Below are 20,998 nucleotides of genomic sequence, written 5' to 3'. Positions count from 1 at the left end.
TAGCAAATTGATGAACAGTCTTGAGAATTTAAAAATATGGAGGAAAGCTTTAGAGCTTGCTACGCAAGTCTATGACATGATGTTTAATTTACCGAAAGACGAACAATATGGCCTAAGTGCTCAAATGAAGCGATCCGCAGTATCGATTGCATCAAATATAGCCGAAGGAGCTGGCAGAAATTCAAATAAGGAATTTAAGCACTTTTTGAGCATGGCCCATGGTTCATCATACGAACTACAAACTCAGCTTGAAATTGTAAAAAACCTAAAGTTAATTAATACAGAAACAACGGATCAATTAAAGGAGCGGATTAGTGAAATTCAAAAGATGAATTATAAGTTACAAAGCAAACTTTGAGTTGATCTAAATACTAATTACCTCTTACTAGATACTTAATTAAGATGAAAACAGCATATATAGTAAAAGCATATAGAACAGCCGTGGGGAAAGCGCCTCGCGGATTGTTCCGATTTAAGCGTCCGGACGAGCTGGCAGCAGAGACGATTGCATACATGATCAAGGAGCTGCCAGAACTTGACAAAACCCGCATTGACGACGTGATCGTTGGGAACGCGATGCCTGAGGCAGAACAAGGCTTGAACATGGCGCGTTTGATCTCTTTGATGGGATTAAAGATTGAAGATGTTCCTGGAGTGACTGTAAACCGTTACTGTGCATCTGGGATTGAAACCATCGCTATGGCAACAGCCAAGATCCAAAGTGGAATGGCAGATTGTATCATAGCCGGAGGTGCTGAGAGCATGAGTTATATTCCGATGGGTGGTTACAAACCTACCCCAGACTACAACTTGGCCAAGAGTGGCAATGAAGATTATTATTGGGGCATGGGATTAACTGCAGAAGCTGTGGCCGATCAGTTTAAAGTATCTCGCGAAGACCAAGATGAATTTGCATACAACTCGCACCAAAAGGCATTGAAAGCACAGGCAGAAGGTCGCTTTGACGATCAAATAGTTCCTATAGAAGTGAACCACACTTTTGTAAACGCTGCAGGCAAGAAAGAGACCAAGACCTATACGGTTAGCAAAGATGAAGGGCCGCGAGCCGATACTTCTTTAGCAGTTTTAAGCAAACTACGTCCTGTATTTGCGGATGGCGGAAGCGTGACAGCCGGTAACTCTTCTCAAATGAGTGACGGTGCCGCTTTTGTGATGGTTATGAGCGAGGAAATGGTTAAAGAACTAAATCTGGAACCTATTGCCCGCATGGTGAATTTCGCCGCTGCTGGTGTTGAGCCTAGAATTATGGGTATCGGCCCGGTTAAGGCTATTCCAAAGGCCTTAAAGCAAGCGGGCTTAAAGCAAGAAGACATTGATCTTATTGAACTCAATGAAGCCTTTGCTTCTCAGTCCTTAGCGGTAATTCGCGAACTGGGCTTGAATCAAGAGATCATCAATGTGAACGGTGGTGCTATATCGCTAGGACACCCACTAGGATGTACAGGAGCAAAACTCAGCGTGCAACTCTTTGATGAAATGCGCAAACGCGATATGAAAGGCAAGTACGGCATGGTGACCATGTGTGTGGGAACTGGCCAAGGTGCTGCAGGTATTTACGAATTTTTAAACTAAAAAAGGCATGGAAACAGTTGACAAGAAAGATATTATCCGCGGAGGTCAGTTTATCGTAAAAGAGACCGCTAGCCAGGATGTGTTCACTCCAGAAGATTTTTCTGAGGAGCAACAGATGATGAAAGAATCTGTAAAGGAATTTGTAGATCGCGAGATCTGGCCACATAAAGAAAAGTTTGAAAAGAAAGACTACGCCTTAACCGAAGAGATCATGCGTAAAGCAGGAGAACTTGGTTTCTTAGGGGTAGCCGTACCGGAAGAATACGGTGGTCTCGGGATGGGCTTTGTATCTACCATGTTGGTATGTGATTATATTTCTGGTGCTACAGGCTCTATAGCTACGGCCTTTGGAGCCCATACAGGTATTGGCACCATGCCGATCACTTTATACGGAACCGAAGAGCAAAAACAAAAATACGTGCCTCAGTTGGCCATGGGAGAAGTTTTTGGCGCCTACTGTTTGACAGAGCCAGGAGCCGGTTCTGATGCCAACTCTGGTAAAACCAAAGCCGTATTGTCAGAAGACGGCACCCATTACCTAATCTCGGGTCAGAAAATGTGGATCTCTAATGCCGGTTTTGCTTCTACTTTCATTGTTTTTGCACGTATTGAAGACGATAAGAACATCACCGGTTTTATCGTAGAATACGATCCGGAGAATCCAAACGGAATGACACTAGGTGAAGAAGAGCACAAGCTCGGAATCCACTCCTCCTCTACCCGTCAGGTATTCTTTAACGAGACCAAAGTGCCTGTAGAGAATATGTTGTCTAAGCGTGGAGACGGTTTCAAGATCGCTATGAACGCCTTGAATGTGGGCCGAATCAAATTAGCCGCTGCTTGTTTGGATGCGCAGCGCCGCGTTATTGGAGAAGCTGTTAAATATGCCAACGAGCGTGTTCAGTTCAAGACTCCTATTATCAACTTCGGAGCTATTCAGGCAAAGATCGCCAATATGGCAACTAGCTGCTATGTAGGCGAATCTGCCTGCTACCGTGCTGCTAAAGATATCGAGAACCGTATCAACATCCGCTTGGAAGATGGCAATACCCATCAAGAGGCAGAGCTTAAAGGAGTAGAAGAATTCGCTATTGAGTGTTCTATCTTAAAAGTAGCTGTTTCTGAAGATGTTCAAAATTGTACCGATGAAGGTATTCAAGTCTTTGGAGGGATGGGCTTTAGCGCCGATACACCAATGGAATCTGCTTGGCGAGATGCGCGTATTTCTCGTATCTATGAGGGTACTAACGAGATCAACCGTATGTTGGCTGTGGGTATGTTGGTTAAAAAGGCTATGAAAGGCCATGTAGACCTTTTGAACCCAGCCATGGCTGTTGCCGACGAATTGACTGGCATTCCCTCGTTCGAAACACCAGACTTCAGCGCTCCTATGAGCGAAGAAAAGGCTATGATCGTTAAACTTAAAAAGGTATTCCTTATGGTTGCCGGAGCAGCCGTACAGAAATTCGGACCGCAGCTAGAAGAGCATCAGCAACTACTAATGGCTGCTGCAGATATCTTGATCGAGATCTATATGGCAGAATCCGCAGTATTGCGCACCGAAAAGAATATCGCTCGCTTTGGAGCAGACGCTCAAAAAGATCAGATCGCGATGACCCAATTGTATCTTTACGATGCAGTTAATGTGGTTAATGACAAGGCTAAAGAAGGAATCATCTCCTTTGCCGAAGGTGACGAACAACGCATGATGCTTATGGGACTCAAGCGTTTTACCAAATACCAGAACAACCCGAATGTAGTTGCCCTGCGCAAGCAGATCGCCGCTACAGTATCTAAAGCAAACGATTACAGTTTTTAAATTAGGGTTTTAATTATTGTAAGTAAGCCGCCCCTGTCCGGGCGGCTTTTTTTTGGCCTTGTTTTTGCTATCTTTATCCAAACAACACTTATGAATCGCATACTAAACCTACTGGCCATTCTAAGCACTACTGTTGCTTTTTCCCAGACCAACCCAGACGTATTTATTGCCAATATCGACTCCGACGAAGAAAAAACCACTATCAGCGGACTGACCAATCTGTCCAATGACCCTGGTTATGACAATCAGCCGAGTTTTGGCACCGATCATTTGCTACTATTTGCAGGCAACAATGACGGGCAAACAGACATCTTTCAGATGCACTCGCGCACAGGCAGAAAAATGCTAGCCGGCGGTTCTCGTGCCGGGGGAGAATATTCCCCGCAACTCACCCCAGACGGGCGTGGGATAGCAGCTGTTCGCCTAGATACTACAGGCTTGCAGCGTTTGTATATCTATGATAAGATGGGCGATTCTACAGTACTGATCCCAGATCTAATGGTCGCCTATTACACCTTTTTTGATGCCAATCAGATCGTTGGCTGTTATATAGAAGACGAGTCGCTCAACCTCTTTGTACACAAGCTGGACGAAGCCAAGACCTACACCCTACTCAAAGATGTAGGGCGCAGTTTTCATAAAGTTCCTGGACAAAACTCTGTGAGTTACACGGTGACCAACGAACAAGATCAGCAAGATGTCTATCTGTTAGACATGGAGACCTTAGAGAGTTTCTTTGTAACCCAATTGCCTATAGGCGTGAATGACTACGCCTGGCTAGACGATTCTAGAATAGTAGTCGGCTCTAAGAGCAGTTTGTTCGTCTATGACACCTTTGACAAAAAGGATTGGGTGAAATTAGCAGATCTCGATGCTAGCGTAATAACTGATATTAGTCGTATTGCCGTAAATCCTTCGGGCAATAAAATAGCCTTGGTAGGAATTCCTAATTAGTAAATAATTATCACCGTTTACTTTGCTTCTGATGGATTGATACACTTTTGATGTAGACATCGATCAGACTAGCTATGTGCCAAAAATTGCTTTCAATAGTACTATGTTGCGTCCTTATGGCTTGCAGCAAGCGTGAGACCCTGTACGGGAATTACCGAATCAGATCCCCGACTTTGAACAAACCTCTTGTGCAGACGCCCAATACCCAGAGTGGTCTACCTCGCTCTATGTATTGCCCTATCCGGTGGGTAAATCTTACAACGTTGGTTTGAGTCACTGCGGAGGGAGCTTTCATTCAGAAGGAGAACCAGACCAATTTGCTGTAGATTTTGATATGATGATAGGCACGCTGATCACTGCAGCACGTCCTGGTCGAGTGATCTATGTAGAAGAAAGTGGAATGGACGGCAACTTTCCGAACAATCTGGTTGTTGTACAACACGACGATAACACCTATGCGCATTATATGCATCTTACTTTCGAAGGCGCTATAGTGGAAGTTAATTATATGGTGAACCAAGGTGATGAAATTGGTTACAGCGGATCCACAGGCTTAGCAGGTTATCCGCATTTACATTTTGTGGTCACCGTGGGTGGGTGGACCTACCCCTATGTTTCTGTGCCTTACAATTTTCGCAATACCGAACCCAACCCTAAGAGTTTGACCAGCGGAGTATCTTATTTAGCGGAGCCGTATTAACATCTTTTCTGAATCTTTTTGGCTAATTTTAGGCAAAAAGACCAACATGCGGAATTTTATCCTTTTACTACTGCTAGTTAGCAGTGTTTCTCACGCCCAACAAGACCCAAGAATTTATGACATCATAGACGCTGTTTCTGCCGATAGGATAGAGCAAGACGTTAAGACCTTGGCCGATTTTGGCACCCGTCACACCCTGAGTGACACGGTTTCTAACACTCGCGGAATTGGCGCTGCCCGTCGCTGGATTAAAAGTGAATTCGACAAGACCTCTGCGGCCTGCAGCGGTTGTTTGGAAGTCTTTTACCAGAGTGACTTTGTACCAAAAGGCGATTCTCAGCGCATAGTTAAGGATGTCAATGTGGTCAATGTGGTAGCCATTCAACGCGGCACTAAATACCCGAATCGTTTTATTATCATGAGTGGAGATATAGACTCCCGCGTTAGCGACCCTACTGATTATACTTCAGATTCTCCTGGAGCTAATGACAATGCCAGTGGTATGGCCGGGACCATAGAGGCCGCGCGCGTACTCTCTAAATATAAGTTTGAGAACAGCATTATCTATGTTGGTCTTAGTGGCGAAGAACAAGGCCTATACGGCGGAAAAGGCCTAGCCGCTTATGCCAAGGCCCAAGGCTGGGACATTATTGGGATCCTTAACAATGACATGATCGGGAATATCACCGGAGTTGACGGGGTGGTCGACAACAGAACCTTTAGAATTTTTAGCGAGCCTTATCCACCAGAGCCAGATGCCAGACGTTTGCGTGCTATGCGTTTTTATGGCGGCGAGGTAGACGGTATCTCTCGTCAATTGGCAAGATATGTACACAAGACCACCAAAACCTATATGCCAGAAATGAACCCGATGATGATCTACCGCTTGGATCGTTTTGGACGCGGCGGGCATCACCGACCTTTCAATGACGCTGGTTTTGCCGGAATCCGCATCATGGAAGCCCATGAGAATTACACCCAGCAACATCAGGATATACGCCTAGAAGATGGTATTGCCTATGGAGACACTTTTGAACATGTCAATTTTCCCTACGCCAAAAAACTAACCGCGGTAAACGCTATAAACTTGGCGAGTTTGGCTTGGGCACCTCCAGCGCCGTCAGAAGTGGGTATTGGAGGAATAGTAGAAGCTAGCGCGCGTTTGGAATGGTCTCCGGTCAAAGGGGCTGTTGCCTATAAGATCTACTGGCGTGATACAACTTCTCCTACCTGGGACAACGCAAGATTGGTTACTGGAGCCACTTCTGCCACTCTAGATGGCATTGTTATTGACAACTACTTCTTCGGAGTTGCCGCCGTGGGTGCCAATGGGCACGAAAGCGTGGTAGTATTCCCTAATAAAATTATCCGTTAGATGAATTATCGTTTTCTTTTTTTACTGCTGATCTGTAATATTTCCTTTGGTCAAAATTATAGCCGTCAGGATTCCTTACGGGGCCAAATTACTGCCGAACGCGCTTGGTGGGACTTACAGCATTACCAACTGGATGTCACTGTAGATATTGACAACCATAGCCTTTCCGGCTCCAATATTATCACTTATAAAGTAATAGAAAACGGAGATCGTCTACAACTGGATCTGCAAGAACCCATGCGTATAGAGAAGGTAGTTCAAGACGGAAAAGAGCTCGAATGGACCTCAGAGGGAATTGCGCACTTTGTAAAGCTCAAAAAGAAAATGAAGCCCGGTAAAGAAGAGCAGATCAAAGTTTTCTTTAGCGGTAAGCCTCGAATTGCAAAGAATCCACCTTGGGATGGCGGCTTTGTATTTACCCAAGATAGCAACGGAAAAGCTTTTGTAGCAAACGCAAACCAAGGAATTGGAGCTAGTATCTGGTGGCCCAACAAGGACCACCCTTACGACGAGCCAGATCAAGGCACTGTTATTAGTGTGACCACTCCGAAAGACCTAATGGATGTGTCTAACGGCCGCTTGATCAAGGTTGACAGCACTGCTACTACCAAGACCTGGACATGGCAAGTGGTGAACCCCATAAACAACTATGGGATCAATATAAATATTGGTGACTACGTCCATTTCAGAGAAATTCACGAAGGAGAAAAAGGCAATCTAGATGTCGATTATTACGTACTGAGAGAAAATGAAGCTATGGCTCGCAAACAATTCGAGCAAACCACAGGAATGCTCGCAGCATTCGAATATTGGTTTGGCCCCTACCCTTTTTACGAAGACGGATTCAAACTAGTGGAAGCTCCCTACTTAGGGATGGAACATCAAAGTTCCGTGACCTATGGTAACGGCTACAAGAACGGGTATCGTGGTTATGATCTCTCCGGAAGCGGTTGGGGTATGAAGTTCGATTTTATCATCATACACGAGGCAGGACACGAATGGTTCGCTAATAATATCACCAACAATGATGTGGCAGACATGTGGATCCATGAAGGTTTTACCGCCTATAGCGAAAACTTGTATTTAGATTATCACTTCGGAGCTGATGCGGCGGCAGACTATGTTATCGGCACCCGAAAGATTATCATGAATGACACCCCTATTGTTGGCACCTACGGGGTTCGAAGTTCTGGCAGTAGTGATATGTACTACAAAGGGGCCAATATGCTGCACACTTTGCGCCAGTTGATAGAGGACGATCTGCAATGGCGTAGTATACTGCGAGGTTTGAATGAGGATTTTAGACATCAGACCGTAAGCAGTAAGCAAGTAGAAGACTATATTAGCAAGGCTACAGGCAAAGATCTTTCGGCCTTCTTTAATCAATATCTGCGCACCACCATGATTCCAAAGCTAGAGGTCAAGATGGACGGCAATAAACTCAGCTACCGTTACACCAATATCGTAGAGAACTTTGATATGCCAGTGATTACAATGCTGAATGATACCGAAAAATGGATCTTCCCAAGCAGTGAGTGGAAAACCGAAGAATTAGATCTGGATCTAAAATTCTTCGCTGTTAAACGTGACTTTTATGTGGATTACCAGCTTATAGCAAATTAATGGAAGAGCGCCCGGTCTTATATTTCCCCAGAGATGTAGCCTGGCGCGAATGGCTCAGTCTAAATCACGATCAGTACCCAAAAGGTGTTTATTTGATATTCTATAAGTTGGAGACTGGCATAGACACCATGCGGTGGGAAGAAGCCGTGCGGGTTTCTATTTGCTTCGGATGGATAGATTCTACCGTAAAAAGTTTGGGGGGCGGCAAACGCCGACAATATTTTTGCCCCAGAAACCCCAAGAGCACTTGGAGCGCACTAAACAAAAAATATGTTGCCGAACTCGAGGCTTCTGGACTTTTACACGAAGCTGGTTATCGGATGATCGACCTGGCCAAAGAGACCGGCACTTGGACCGCTATGGATGCGGTAGAAAACCTGATCATACCCAAGGACCTGCAAGAGGCCTTTGATAAATTTCCACAAGCCTTTGACAATTACAGCAATTTTAGTCGGGGTTACCGCAAGAGTTATTTGAGCTGGCTGCACAGCGCCAAACGAGAGGCAACAAGACAAAAACGAATCGACGAGATCATTCAGCTATGTTTGGCCAATATTAAATCCCGCTAAAAGAGTATCTTTAAAAAATTTCATCGACATGACTAGATTCTTAAGCCTTATTTGCTTTCTGAGCATCACTTTAAGCTTTGCCCAAAAGGAAGAAGCAAAATGGGACGTGAATGCTCCCGGAGACGAATTCGAATACAAAACCCATCGCTTTACAACCTCAGAAGGTACCTGGATGAATCTAGACGTAAGCCCCGACGGCAAGACCATAGTCTTCGATATGTTGGGAGATATTTACTCCATGCCAGCCACTGGTGGAAAGGCAAAAGTGCTGCGCGGCGGTATTCCCTTTGAGATCCAACCGCGATTTAGCCCAGATGGCAGTAAGATCCTCTTTACCAGCGATGCCGGAGGAGGCGATAATATTTGGATCATGGATGCAGACGGCTCCAATCCGAAGCAGATCACCAAAGAGAACTTCAGATTACTCAACAACGCTGCATGGATGCCAGACGGTTATTCCTTTGTGGCTCGCAAACATTTTACCTCTGGCCGTTCCTTAGGAGCTGGAGAAATGTGGCAGTATCACATTACTGGAGGAAGTGGAATGCAGCTTAGCAAACGCAAGAACGATCAGCAAGATGTCAATGAGCCTGTAATTAGTCCAGATGGGAAGTATCTGTATTACAGTGAAGATGTTTATCCCGGCGGATTCTTTCAGTACAATAAAGATCCGAACAAACAGATCTATGTGATAAAACGCTATGAATTTGCCACTGGAGAGACCACCCAATTAACCGGAGGACCTGGAGGAGCAGCCCGCCCGCAAATATCGCCAGACGGGAAGTTGCTCGCATTTGTAAAACGAGTGCGAACTAAATCTACCCTATATATCCACGATCTGGAAACAGGCGTAGAATATCCTGTATATGATGCATTGAACAAAGACCAACAAGAGGCCTGGGCAATTTTTGGAGTTTACCCAAACTTTGATTGGATGCCAGATAACAAGCATCTGGTATTTTGGACCCAGGGCAAGATCCATAAACTCAATATAGCCGATCTGAGTGTTTCTGTTATTCCGTTCGAGGCCAATGTAAAACTCGAAATTGCCAAAACGGTGCATTTCGATACCCTTATTCCAGATAAAACCTTTACCTCTAAAGCCATAAGGCAGGCGGTAACTTCTCCGAATGGAAAAACATTAGTATTTCACGCTTTAGGCTATCTTTGGACCAAAGCGCTTCCCAATGGCACACCAAAAAGATTAACTCAAGGCACCGATTTCGAATTCGAGCCAAGCTTCTCCCCAAACGGAAACACTATCGTTTTCGTTACTTGGAACGACCTAGAAAAAGGTGCCGTTTTATCTGTTCCAGTCAATGGAGGTTCGGCAACCCGTTTGACAACAGAAAAGGCCATTTATCGCACACCATCCTTTAATCGTTCCGGAACTCAAATTGCTTTTAGACGCGAAGGCGGTAATACCGACCAAGGTTTTACCTATACCAAAAACAGCGGTCTTTACACTATGAACGCTAACGGCGGTGGTATGAAAAAATTGACCTCAGAAGGAGAATATCCAACATATAACAGTACCGATAGTCGTATTTATTATCAGACCGGAGGCACCTACTTTGGAAACACGACCAAGACCTTGCACAGTGTAGACTTGAGCGGGCAAGACAAACAAACGCATGTAAGCTCAAAATATGCCAACCGCTTGGTGCCTTCTCCAGATGACAAATGGATCGGCTTTAGCAATTTGCACAGAGCTTATATAGCTCCTCTGGTCTTGAACGGAAAAACACAAGACCTTACCCCAAACAGCAAAAATGTACCTGTGGTGCAGGTAAGCAAGGACGCAGGGATCAATCTGCATTGGTCCAAAGACAGTAAGGCCATGATGTGGACCTTGGGAGACGAGTATTTTAAAAACGACCTAACAGACAAATTCGGTTTTATTCCAGGCGGAAAAGAAGAAGCTACGGACATGAGCGAATCCGGGATCAAGATCGGACTCAATCCAGCAGTAGATAAACCCAGCGGGATTATTGCATTTACGGGAGCCCGCATTATTACTATGGAAGGGGACCAGGTCATAGAGAACGGTACACTTGTGGTAAATGGCAATCGCATAACGGCAGTAGGCGCCGCGGCAGCTGTTACTATCCCATCCGGAGCTATTGTTATGGATATGAGTGGCAAGACCATAATTCCCGGTTTAGTGGACGCTCATGCTCATTTAGGTGCCTTCCGCTACGGATTAACGACGCAACAAAACTGGCAACTTACGGCCAACTTGGCTTTTGGTGTCACCACGGCTCACGATCCTTCTGCAAACACGGAAACTGTGTTTACCTTATCTGAAATGGTAAAGGCCGGTAATCTGGTAGGGCCTCGAATCTACTCCACTGGTTTTATTCTTTATGGAGCCGATGGAGACTTTAAAGCCGTGATAAATAATTTAGACGATGCTAGATCTGCCATAAAACGTACTAAGGCCTTTGGCGCTACTTCGGTTAAGAGCTACAACCAACCAAGACGCGAGCAACGCCAACAAGTAATGCAGGCGGCCAGAGAGTTAGGTATCAATGTGGTGCCAGAAGGCGGGTCTACCTTTTTCCACAACATGACCATGGTAATGGATGGCCATACAGGTGTGGAACACAATATTCCTATTGCCCCGGTATATAAAGACGTTATTGAACTTTGGAAAACATCGGGCACTGGTTATACCCCAACACATATTGTGAACTATTCCAGCATGAGCGGTGAATACTATTGGTATCAGACCAGCAATGTTTGGGAAAATGAAAAATTGCTTAAATACACTCCCAGAAGTGTGATTGATGCGCGATCCAGACACAGAACCATGATTCCCATGGAGGAATACACCAACGGACATATCTTGAATTCGCAGACCACCACTGCCCTAGCGAATGCTGGGGTGAAAGTAAATATGGGAGCGCATGGACAATTACAAGGTCTAGGAGCACATTGGGAAACCTGGATGCTGGCTCAAGGCGGGATGACTCCTATGCAAGCCTTACGAGCCGCTACTATAAATGGAGCTCAATACATAGGTGCAGGGAACGACATCGGGTCTTTAAAAGTTGGTAAACTCGCAGATCTGGTCATTCTGGACGAGAATCCTTTAGAAGACATTCAAAACACCAATTCGGTCATATATACTATGGTCAATGGCCGCTTGTATGACACCAACACCATGGACGAAGTTGGCAACTCGCCCAAAAAGCGTTTGCCTTTCTATTGGGAACAACCCGGCTACAACCAAGCCTTTCCTTGGCATGAAGAAAGTAACAGCTTCTTAAGACCAGGTTGTGGCTGTCACATAGGGCATCAAGTAAATTAGCATGCGTTACTGGAGAGCAATACTCCATTATTATTGGAGTCAACTCCCAGCAGGATTGGCTTTGTCTGCACTTACTTACATCTTTATTGATGCAGTGTGGGCTATAGTGGTATTTATATTGCTAGGCAGTCTTTTTGGACAACTGGCCTTTAGTACTTTCTACAAAGAGCAGCTACTTTACTATCACAACCTCGGTTTTACAAAAGCACGCTTAATCACCTTGGCATTTTACCTAAACCTAATATTAACGTTGGTCCTAGCCAGTATAATAGCTGGTATAGCCGCCTTGCTCCTATGAAGTTGGTTGCCTTAAATATTCGCAAATCCTTTGGCGATAAAACTGTACTTGAAGATGTTTCATTGCAATTGGATAAAGGAGGTATCTGCGGACTTTTAGGTAGCAACGGAGCCGGAAAGTCTACCTTGCTTAAAATTCTTTTTGGAAGCCTAAAGGCGGATGCAGGCTCGCTCTTTTTAAACCAAGAACCTTTGGAGGTCTATAAGAAGTTTAGATTGCAAAAGATCGGTTACCTACCACAAAATCACATGTATCCGAAGCAATTAAAGGTGAAAGACCTCATCCCTATGACCTGCCCGGACGCAGATGTTCAAGATCGAATTTTTTATACCCCAGGCATACATGAGTTGACCAAAAAATGGGTTGGATCCCTTTCAGAAGGGCAGCGTACGTTTCTAGGCGTGGTATTGGCTTGTCATTTACCCCATGGGGTTGTACTTATGGACGAGCCCTTTTCCATGACCGACCCTAAGACCATAGAACAAATAAAGGAGCTTTTACTCAAAACATCCGCAGCAAAAGCAATCCTGATCACCGATCATTATTACCACGATGTCCTTGAAATCTGCCAAAAGACTCAAATTTTACACCAGGGGAAATTGATAGAAGTAACAGATAAAAAGGACCTCAAGGCCTTAAAGTACATCCGATAAGATGCAAAAATATTCTGTAAACGGAGCTGTATATTAAATTTTTACGCGCCATTATGGGGTATTGTCTCCTATTCGTATCTTTAAAGTAGAAATCACTAAACACATTAAGACATGATAAAATCAAAATACCAAAGCGTTCTTGATCTAGGAGAGAAACTCAACATTCAAGACGGAGACGTAAGAGAAGAAGCAGGACAACTTAAAGTTTGGGGTACAGCTGCTACGCCATACGAAAAGAACTTGCTATGGGACGAGATCAAAAAGGTTGGAGGAGAAAATCCTGCAGACATCATGGCAGATATTAAAGTGATGACGAGTCTGTTTACCACCGTCATACGGTAGCTAGCGGAGAATCTTTGAGCAAGATCGCTAAGCACTACTACAAAGATCCTATGAAGTATCAAGCGATCTTTGAAGCAAATACCGATATCTTGAAGAATCCTGATATGATCCACCTAGGACAAGAACTAATTATTCCTAACCTATAAGGAATAATAGCATAAAACAAGAAAAACCGCCTAAGGGCGGTTTTTTGTGTTTATACAATTAGATTTTTGACCGCTTCGGCATAACCTCGGCTCACCCGTACTTTTTCTCCGCTCTTTACAGTGATCTCATAGCTCTTACCGTATTTGGCCACTTCTTTTATAGCTGTTAGATTAACCATGGCAGATCGATGCACGCGCAAAAACAGTTTTGGGTTGAGTTTATCGACCAAAGAGCTGATCCCGTAATTACTCACAAAACTCCCTGCAGGCGTGTGTAATTTAGAATAATCACCATAAGCTTCTATCCAGGCTATCTGCGCCACTTCTACAATGATCAATTTTTTGTTTGATGACACCAGAACACGCTCCGGATAATGGTTGGATTCCATCAACAAAGTATTGGTCAGTGGAGCTAAAGCATCTTGAGCATTGGATTTGCCAAGGCGTTCTACGGCCACGCGGAATCGATCTTTGGTGTAAGGTTTAAGCAAGTAATCCACCGCATGAACCTCAAAGGCCTTAAGCGCGTATTTATCATAAGCAGTAGAAAAGATGATTTGCGGCAATTCGTCCAAACGGGTAATGACCTCAAAACCGGTCAATCCTGGCATCTGAATATCTAAAAAGACCAGGTCTGGCTTAAAACGATTGATCTCCTTAACAGCATCTACTCCATTATTAACCTCTGCCATTACAATAAGGTCAGGATAATCTTCTAAGTACTCACGAATCAAGGAACGGCCCGCCTGCTCATCGTCAACAATAATAACCTTCTGCATTAAATGGCAAATTTTATAACAGCTCCTTGAGGTTGATTGTCAAAGATCTCCAATTGGGATTGATACATCTTCTGCAGGCGCAATTGCGTATTGGCAAGCCCTATACCCTTAGTAAATGCCGCTTCCTTGTCTTTGATCCCTATGCCAGTATCGGCAAGCTCGAACATCAGTTTATCGCCTCTTTTGAATATGCTTATGCTGATCGATCCGCCTTCAATAATACTTGATAAACCGTGCTTGATAGAATTCTCTACCAGAGGCTGCAATAGCATAGGCGGGATCTTTTCTTTATACAAGGCCTTGTCGACATTGAAATTGAGTTCTAGACGATCTCCGTAGCGCGCTTTTTCCAGATCTAAATATTTGGTCACGAATTCGAGCTCTTCGCCTAGGGTAACTAATTCTTCTTGAGACGCTCTGAGTTGATAACGAAACAGGTCAGACAGCTGTGCTATCATGGTTCTGGTCTTTTCTTGTCCAGGAGGCACAGAGGCGTTTATGGTATTGAATACGTTGTACAAAAAGTGTGGATTCAACTGCGCCTTAATGGCAGAAAGCTCACTCTTTAGAGCCGCTTGGCGCAACTCACCTTCTAATTTCAATTTTTCCTGATTCTTTCTAAAATATTCGTAAGCGTGAAAAAAGCCAAACTGTATCATATAGAAAAGCGCAGGGATATAGACATCCCATACCTCGGCTCCTCCTTGCAAATGCCACATACCCCAAGCCTCACTGAGCTCGTAGTAGATATACTTGGCCGCAAAGACAAAGACAGGCAAGGTCACTATATGAACCAAAAGCCGTTGATACAGCTTCCATTCCTTGAGTCCTCTAAAGATCAACAACCAAACTGGGATAGTCAATAGAAAGAATATGGTGTATTGCATACCACCGCGGCGGATAAAAGGCACCAGTTGAAAGAGCGCATCTTCTGGATCGTTATAACCGGCACGATTGACCCAAAGGGTAATATGATACATCAGTGCAAAGAGCATGTACAGTCCAAAGGTGATCAGGATATCTTTTATCCGCACACTGGCAATTGTCCGGTCAAACCAGGCTGTTTTGGTATTATCCATAATTATTATTTCGGATCCATTTTAGCGTAAAACACATTTTGCACCCGACCATAATTTAGTAAAAAACCGCTTAGGGAACCGTCTGTGGCAAACTGTGGCCTTAAAATATATCCACCGTTAACGCGAATGGTATTCGCCCGAATGAGAGTCGCTTCTAGCACCCGTTCTTTTAGTTTGATGCTAAACTGATCTTCTCCAAGGTATTGTAATTCCATTTGAGAGTCCAATTCATCGTTTTTGTATTGGCCCGCTAATGCATTTAATTCCTCCGGGTTGATTACCAGAGGAGGTAACCACGCTCCTTTGCGCATTGGAATCTCCGGATGATACAACTCAAAGTCATACTGGCCGGCGGTCTGCGTACTTTTTACAAATGCCAGAACCAGGCCAGATCCGTTGGTATACTTATATACATTTCCCTTTATATGTGCTAATGCTACAGGGGTAGCTCCTTCTATTTCTCGATACAGACTGTCGTTGCGTTTTACAATATCCACCTTTGTACTGGATTCCAAAAGATAGGTTCCCAATAGAGCAGCTTCTTTTGGTTTGCTCCCAATCTTGGCCGGCATAACAGCTTGGGGAGCTTTAGCCTCCTGCGGCCCATAGATAGTCTCTAAAACTTGCATGGCCAGACGACTCGCATCTACTATCCCATTGTTCATTACAAAGACAGCCAGTTGATCCTGAGGCAAGCGAACCACATGAGCTCCATAAGCGCCAGTTGCACCTGAGTGAAAGATCATGGGCTGGTCTCTAAAACTGCCGTGCTCCAGACCATAACTATAACCAGTGGGAGACAAGTCTAATGCTTGTTGACTCGCTGCCATCCACGAAGCTCCTGCCGCTAAAACCGCAGCTTGCACTTGCTTCTCATAATGGAGCATATCGGCCAAAGTCGTATATAAAAAACCATCGCCGTATAAGTTGGTAATCATTGGATAGATCTGCCAGCGACCATCGCCCCAATTGGCATAAGCAGTAGCTTTGTTAGGAAACACCTCCATATAGTTGTCGGAATACTGGGTGTGTTCCATTCCCAAAGCGGCAAACCATTTCTTAGCATAGTCAGCAAAGGGTTCTCCACTCACTTTGGCTATGACCTCAGTGAGCAAAATGTATCCGCTATTGCTATAGGTATAATCCGTTCCCGGATTGAAATTGAGGCTCTCTTGTTTTTCAAGAAGCTCAACTACATCCTTATTATCAAGTCCTTCGCGGCGCCACCACGGATTGCGTTGAATGCCCATAAGGTCGCTGTAATCACGAATACCGCTCGTATGAGTGATGATCTGCGCTAAAGTGATTGGATCTTTTATACCATTATAAAGATCTGGCAAATAGGTTCGTATATCATCCTTTAAGTCTAGCCTTCCTTTTATACTGAGGTCTAAGACCATAGCGGCAGTAAACTGTTTGGCTACCGAGGCAATATTAAAGACAGACTTAGCATCAACAGGAACTTCGAATTCCAAATTAGCAAGGCCTGTATAATGCTCGTATACTACTTCTCCTTGGTAGACTACTCCTACGGCTATGCCCGGAGTTCCGGGACTGATACGGCTATCGATCAGCGCATTTAAAGCTGCCTTATCTACGGCTTGCGCTCTAAAAAGATTTGTAGTGAATAAGCAAATGGTAAATAAAACTATTATTCGTTTGGTCATGATGATGCATTTTTCTCAAATGTAAGGACTTGAGAGTGATCTGAATAAGAGCATCAGACGAATGGCCCTATAGCCCGACGAATGGCCCGGGTTCATTCATCGGCAGATAGGTCAACTGGTCGGATTATGTTTTTAATTGTGCAATAGTCGCTGCATATTTGTGCTGTCGAGCTAAGATCAACATTATGGACATTACAATCAAAAAACGAATCAGTCTTCTATTTTTCGCCCTTAGCAGTTTCATGCTACAGGCCCAAGATCTGGAACTCCGGGGAAGCCTAGTAGACCAAAACGAAGTGCCCATTGCCTTTGCTACTACCTATTTATATCAGGTACAAGACAGCACCTTGGTAAAAGCTACCATTAGCGATGAAGCTGGAAACTTTATCATTAAAGAATTGCAGCCTGGCTCCTATTATTTACAACTCAACAGTCTGGGGTTTGCTCCGTACACCTCCGCAGCAATTACACTTAATGAGAGTATGACGTTACCTCATATCGTGCTGGAAGAAACTGCAGAAGCCTTAGATCAAGTGACTATAGTGGCAGAAAAACCAATTGTAGAGGTATTGGCAGACAAGACCGTCTTTAATGTAGACAAGACCATTAACGCTACCGGAAGCACCGGATTTGAGCTGCTTAGAAAAGCCCCGGGAGTCCTAATTGATAACAACAACAGCATTATTGTAGAAGGAAAAGCAGGCGTACAGATCTATATAGACGGACGCCCTTCTGTCCTGGCGGGCCAAGACCTGATCAATTATTTAGAAACGCTTCAATCTACCGATATTGAATCCATAGAGATCATAACCCAACCTTCTTCTAAATACGAAGCCGCAGGAAATGCGGGGATTATCAACATTATATTAAAACGCAATAAAGGTCTTGGGACCAACGGAAGTTTGACCTTAGGTTATATTCAAGGAAAATACCCCAGAGTTAACAGTTCCATCAACCTGAACAATAGAGGTAAAAAGACGAACATTTACGGTACCTATTCCAACCGCTTTGGGCAAGGCTTTGGATTCATTGACCTTTTTAGACGTCAGAACGGTACCACCTTTGACCAACGCAGTACAACTGTTTTAGACAACAATAACCACAATATCAAGACCGGAATTGACTATTATATCAACGACCGCCACACTTTTGGGGCTTTGTTTACGGCCAATTTTAGCAATGTGATCAATAATACCAAAAGTAGAACCCCAATTATTCCGGCTGGGCAGCCCATGCCCGTGGAGGTTCTAATAGCTCAGAGTAATTCAGACAATGTTGCTGCCAATTTGAACGGAAACCTCAACTATAAATACAAGGACACTATTGGACGTGAATTTACCGTAGATCTCAACTACGGCAACTTCTACAGCGATCGCAATAACTTTCAGCCCAATTACTATTTAGACGGAGCCGAGCAAGATACGGTGAGTGAGTCTATTGCGCGGTTCATCACTCCTATTGAAATTGACATTTTTGCGGGTCAGGTAGACTACGAGCAGCCTTTGTGGGGAGGAAAACTTGGAGCCGGACTTCGTTACTCCTATGTACAGACCAACAATGTCTTTGACTTCTTTGATTTGATCGATGGAATGGAGATCTTGAATTTAGAACAAACCAACACTTTTGATTATACCGAACAGATCAATGCCGCTTATTTGAACTACAACATCCGCTGGGATAAATGGAATTTGCAATTTGGCCTACGCGTAGAGCAAACCATTTCAGAAGGAGACCTAACCTCGGCGCAGGACAATGCCAACGCCTTGGTAGAGCGCAATTACACCAATTGGTTCCCCAGTGGTGGAATTACCTACCAGCTCAATCAGAAGAACAGTTTAGCACTGACCTACAGTCGCAGAATTCAACGACCGACCTATCAAAGTCTAAATCCTTTTCAATTCAAGATCGATGAATTGACCTTTAGGCAAGGGAATCCCTTCTTGCAACCGCAGTACACAAATAACATCAAACTTTCGCATACTTATAATTACCGTTTGACAACCTCTTTTACCTATACCTATATCTCGGACTTCTTCGCGCAAGTGACGGAGGCCTTAGGAGAAGATCAAAACTTTATCAATCAACGTAATGTGGCCAATCAACGGGTGTATAATATTGGTGTCTCTTATCCTACTCGTATTAATGGTTGGTGGTCGATTTATTTGAGTCTGAATGCCTTTAGAAGTGAGTACGAAGCCACTTCGCCAGATTTTCTTCCGGTGAGTCAGAACACTTTGAGCTTTTACGGACAGAACACCTTTAGCCTACCAGCAGGCCTGACCTTTGAGGTTTCCGGTTGGTTTCAATCGCCATCGATCTGGGGTGGCACCTACCGCACGGATAGCCTTGGGTCTTTAGATGTGGCGCTTCAGAAAAAGTTCTTTAACGATAAACTCACGGTGAGAGTGGCTGGAAGCGACATCTTATTTACCTCCCCCTGGTCTGGAGTTACCGAATTCGGAGATCTGGTAATAGACGGAAGTGGTGGCTCCGACAGCAGGCAATTCCGATTGAGTCTCAACTATAACTTCGGTAGTGATGAGATCAAACAAGCCCGCAAACGCAAAACAGCCATCGAAGATGAAAAAGGAAGGATTGAAAATTAAACCATTAGAGCCTAACCACTATAACCCACTAATATAGCTTCCGTAGAGATCCTTAAAATGAAGTCCATCGCCCATAGGATGCTTGCTAAGCTTTTTATACTCGGCCAAGGCCCAAAGAATACTCTCTTTGTAGAAGGCGCGGTCTTCTTTGGGTATATCTGGGGTGTATTCACGTACCAGATCATCCAAAGGATGGATTCGATTTAAAGCGGCTATATATTCTTTGTCCGATAAATTGTCTAGCAGTTCAAATCCCGGTTCTTCGAAGAACCAAGCCACTACTTCGGCATAAGGATCCTTGTCGCCATCGCGTTGCAGTTTTTCTACTTTTGGGAAGTGCTTCTCAAAACAAGCCAAGACAGCATCTGCAATTAACTGTTGCGCCACCTGGGCTGCTCCTTCTTGCTCGCCTTCGTAAACCAGCTCCACCTTACCGGTAATGGCAGGGATAACGCCCATAAAGTCACCCAAACGAGCAATGGTTTCGGTTTCTTTATTCAGTAAAGCTCTTCGTTCTGCCGTACTCAAGAGGTTTTGATAGGCCGTAATGCTCATTCGAGCGCTTACACCGCTCTTCGCATCTATGAACTCGCTTTTGCGAGCCTCAAAACTTATCTGTTCCAAAATATCTTTAGCCATGTCAGGCACATAGACATTCCCCTTCTCTGCTGCAGCAACATCTGTCTCTTGGGCTGTGATCTTACGAGCGATCTCTAAACTGTCTGGATAGTGTGTTAAGATCTGTGAACCTATACGATCTTTTAGTGGAGTTACTATGCTCCCGCGATTGGTATAATCTTCCGGGTTTGCAGTAAAGACAAATTGAATATCCAAAGGCAACCGCAACTTAAAACCACGGATCTGCACATCGCCTTCTTGCAAAATATTAAAGAGTGCCACCTGAATGCGAGCTTGCAGGTCTGGCAATTCATTGATCACAAAGATGCAACGGTTGGCTCTGGGGATCATTCCAAAGTGAATTACTCTGTCGTCTGCATAGGTCAGTTTTAAATTGGCGGCCTTTATCGGGTCTACATCGCCAATCAGATCGGCCACAGTTACATCTGGTGTGGCCAGTTTCTCTGCAAAGCGATCTTCACGATGCAACCAGCTGATCGGTGTATCGTCTCCCTGCTCGGCCAGTACTTCACGAGCATATCTCGAAACTGGTGCAAAAGGGTCGTCGTTGATCTCGCTTCCGGCAACCACAGGAATATATTCGTCTAACAGGCTAACCATTTGCCGTGCCAATCGGGTTTTAGCCTGCCCTCGCAAACCTAAAAGGTTGATGTTGTGCTTACTCAATATGGCACGCTCCAGCTCTGGAATCACCGAGTATTCGTAACCGTGAATACCTTCGAAAACTGTTTGCTTGGCCTGCAATTTTTCAATAAGATTCTTGCGTAATTCATCTTTGACCGACTGATAGCCGTAGCCCGCAGCCTTTAGTTCTTTAAGCGTTTTAATAGCTTCTGTATTCAT

16 protein-coding genes and 1 pseudogene are annotated in these 20,998 nt (G+C 44.4%); 13 read left to right on the top strand and 4 right to left on the bottom strand.

Translation table 11 applies throughout. The annotated features are described in order from the left end of the window. Window positions 1-10 precede the first annotated feature (10 nt). The 12 genes and pseudogenes from AC0J2F_RS12280 to AC0J2F_RS12225 all read left to right on the top strand — a co-directional run bounded on the left by AC0J2F_RS12280 (window position 11) and on the right by AC0J2F_RS12225 (window position 13,385). Window positions 11-358 carry a four helix bundle protein gene (locus tag AC0J2F_RS12280; RefSeq protein WP_473007900.1) on the top strand — a complete coding sequence of 116 codons (348 nt, stop codon included), beginning with the start codon at window positions 11-13 and terminating at the stop codon, window positions 356-358. 44 nt (window positions 359-402) lie between these two features. Beyond that, window positions 403-1,593 (top strand): acetyl-CoA C-acyltransferase, encoded by a 1,191-nt coding sequence (locus AC0J2F_RS12275; protein WP_473007899.1) that lies wholly within the window; start codon window positions 403-405, stop codon window positions 1,591-1,593. 7 nt (window positions 1,594-1,600) lie between these two features. Then, window positions 1,601-3,412 carry an acyl-CoA dehydrogenase family protein gene (locus AC0J2F_RS12270; protein ID WP_473007898.1) on the top strand — a complete coding sequence of 604 codons (1,812 nt, stop codon included), beginning with the start codon at window positions 1,601-1,603 and terminating at the stop codon, window positions 3,410-3,412. A gap of 90 nt (window positions 3,413-3,502) precedes the next feature. Beyond that, window positions 3,503-4,366, top strand: a complete 864-nt coding sequence (locus tag AC0J2F_RS12265; protein ID WP_374960112.1) for a TolB family protein — start codon at window positions 3,503-3,505, stop codon at window positions 4,364-4,366. A gap of 244 nt (window positions 4,367-4,610) precedes the next feature. Continuing rightward, window positions 4,611-5,066, top strand: a complete 456-nt coding sequence (locus AC0J2F_RS12260; protein WP_473007897.1) for a M23 family metallopeptidase — start codon at window positions 4,611-4,613, stop codon at window positions 5,064-5,066. Between the two features lie 46 nt (window positions 5,067-5,112). Next, window positions 5,113-6,441 carry a M28 family peptidase gene (locus AC0J2F_RS12255; RefSeq protein ID WP_473007896.1) on the top strand — a complete coding sequence of 443 codons (1,329 nt, stop codon included), beginning with the start codon at window positions 5,113-5,115 and terminating at the stop codon, window positions 6,439-6,441. Further along, the gene (locus tag AC0J2F_RS12250) at window positions 6,442-8,064 is read left to right on the top strand and encodes a M1 family metallopeptidase (protein ID WP_473007895.1); all 1,623 of its coding nucleotides are present in this window, start codon (window positions 6,442-6,444) and stop codon (window positions 8,062-8,064) included. Then, on the top strand, window positions 8,064-8,633 hold the full coding sequence (locus AC0J2F_RS12245) for a YdeI/OmpD-associated family protein (RefSeq protein ID WP_473007894.1): 570 nt from the start codon (window positions 8,064-8,066) through the stop codon (window positions 8,631-8,633). Before AC0J2F_RS12250 ends, AC0J2F_RS12245 begins: the two co-directional genes overlap by 1 nt. A 28-nt stretch (window positions 8,634-8,661) precedes the next feature. Further along, window positions 8,662-11,946, top strand: coding sequence for an amidohydrolase family protein (locus AC0J2F_RS12240; protein WP_473007893.1), 3,285 nt, complete (start codon window positions 8,662-8,664; stop codon window positions 11,944-11,946). 1 nt (window position 11,947) lies between these two features. After that, window positions 11,948-12,244 carry a hypothetical protein gene (locus tag AC0J2F_RS12235; protein WP_473007892.1) on the top strand — a complete coding sequence of 99 codons (297 nt, stop codon included), beginning with the start codon at window positions 11,948-11,950 and terminating at the stop codon, window positions 12,242-12,244. After that, window positions 12,241-12,897 carry an ATP-binding cassette domain-containing protein gene (locus AC0J2F_RS12230; protein ID WP_473007891.1) on the top strand — a complete coding sequence of 219 codons (657 nt, stop codon included), beginning with the start codon at window positions 12,241-12,243 and terminating at the stop codon, window positions 12,895-12,897. The genes AC0J2F_RS12235 and AC0J2F_RS12230 overlap by 4 nt, the downstream gene beginning before the upstream one ends. Before the next feature lie 111 nt (window positions 12,898-13,008). Continuing rightward, window positions 13,009-13,385, top strand: a pseudogene (locus tag AC0J2F_RS12225) (LysM peptidoglycan-binding domain-containing protein). A 50-nt stretch (window positions 13,386-13,435) separates the two neighbouring features. On the opposite strand, the gene AC0J2F_RS12220 reads toward AC0J2F_RS12225, so the two are convergent. From AC0J2F_RS12220 to AC0J2F_RS12210, 3 genes are read right to left on the bottom strand one after another with little or no spacing between them, the layout of a single operon-like run. Further along, window positions 13,436-14,164, bottom strand: coding sequence for a LytR/AlgR family response regulator transcription factor (locus AC0J2F_RS12220; protein ID WP_473007890.1), 729 nt, complete (start codon window positions 14,162-14,164; stop codon window positions 13,436-13,438). Beyond that, on the bottom strand, window positions 14,164-15,243 hold the full coding sequence (locus AC0J2F_RS12215; protein WP_473007889.1) for a sensor histidine kinase: 1,080 nt from the start codon (window positions 15,241-15,243) through the stop codon (window positions 14,164-14,166). Before AC0J2F_RS12215 ends, AC0J2F_RS12220 begins: the two co-directional genes overlap by 1 nt. 5 nt (window positions 15,244-15,248) lie before the next feature. After that, entirely contained in the window at window positions 15,249-16,910 is a 1,662-nt protein-coding gene (locus AC0J2F_RS12210; protein WP_473007888.1) for a serine hydrolase domain-containing protein, read from the bottom strand. A gap of 185 nt (window positions 16,911-17,095) precedes the next feature. Here AC0J2F_RS12210 and AC0J2F_RS12205 point away from each other — a divergent pair, with 185 nt between their 5' ends. Then, a complete protein-coding gene (locus tag AC0J2F_RS12205; RefSeq protein ID WP_473007887.1) occupies window positions 17,096-19,516 on the top strand; it encodes a TonB-dependent receptor domain-containing protein in 2,421 nt (806 codons plus the stop codon). An 18-nt stretch (window positions 19,517-19,534) separates the two neighbouring features. Here AC0J2F_RS12205 and AC0J2F_RS12200 read toward each other — a convergent pair whose 3' ends face one another. Beyond that, a complete protein-coding gene (locus AC0J2F_RS12200) occupies window positions 19,535-20,998 on the bottom strand; it encodes a MoxR family ATPase (RefSeq protein WP_473007886.1) in 1,464 nt (487 codons plus the stop codon).

It is taken from the genome of Gilvibacter sp. CC01 (assembly GCF_055755295.1).
Note: the sequence above shows the minus strand (reverse complement) of the source record. Positions and strands in the feature narration are given on the sequence as shown.

Coding starts and splice junctions, on each gene's coding strand:
- AC0J2F_RS12280 (WP_473007900.1), top strand. CDS start 11: ATGAACAGTCTTGAGAATTTAAAAATATGGAGGAAAGCTTTAGAGCTT.
- AC0J2F_RS12275 (WP_473007899.1), top strand. CDS start 403: ATGAAAACAGCATATATAGTAAAAGCATATAGAACAGCCGTGGGGAAA.
- AC0J2F_RS12270 (WP_473007898.1), top strand. CDS start 1,601: ATGGAAACAGTTGACAAGAAAGATATTATCCGCGGAGGTCAGTTTATC.
- AC0J2F_RS12265 (WP_374960112.1), top strand. CDS start 3,503: ATGAATCGCATACTAAACCTACTGGCCATTCTAAGCACTACTGTTGCT.
- AC0J2F_RS12255 (WP_473007896.1), top strand. CDS start 5,113: ATGCGGAATTTTATCCTTTTACTACTGCTAGTTAGCAGTGTTTCTCAC.
- AC0J2F_RS12250 (WP_473007895.1), top strand. CDS start 6,442: ATGAATTATCGTTTTCTTTTTTTACTGCTGATCTGTAATATTTCCTTT.
- AC0J2F_RS12245 (WP_473007894.1), top strand. CDS start 8,064: ATGGAAGAGCGCCCGGTCTTATATTTCCCCAGAGATGTAGCCTGGCGC.
- AC0J2F_RS12240 (WP_473007893.1), top strand. CDS start 8,662: ATGACTAGATTCTTAAGCCTTATTTGCTTTCTGAGCATCACTTTAAGC.
- AC0J2F_RS12235 (WP_473007892.1), top strand. CDS start 11,948: ATGCGTTACTGGAGAGCAATACTCCATTATTATTGGAGTCAACTCCCA.
- AC0J2F_RS12230 (WP_473007891.1), top strand. CDS start 12,241: ATGAAGTTGGTTGCCTTAAATATTCGCAAATCCTTTGGCGATAAAACT.
- AC0J2F_RS12220 (WP_473007890.1), bottom strand. CDS start 14,164: ATGCAGAAGGTTATTATTGTTGACGATGAGCAGGCGGGCCGTTCCTTG.
- AC0J2F_RS12215 (WP_473007889.1), bottom strand. CDS start 15,243: ATGGATAATACCAAAACAGCCTGGTTTGACCGGACAATTGCCAGTGTG.
- AC0J2F_RS12210 (WP_473007888.1), bottom strand. CDS start 16,910: ATGACCAAACGAATAATAGTTTTATTTACCATTTGCTTATTCACTACA.
- AC0J2F_RS12205 (WP_473007887.1), top strand. CDS start 17,096: ATGGACATTACAATCAAAAAACGAATCAGTCTTCTATTTTTCGCCCTT.
- AC0J2F_RS12200 (WP_473007886.1), bottom strand. CDS start 20,998: ATGAATACAGAAGCTATTAAAACGCTTAAAGAACTAAAGGCTGCGGGC.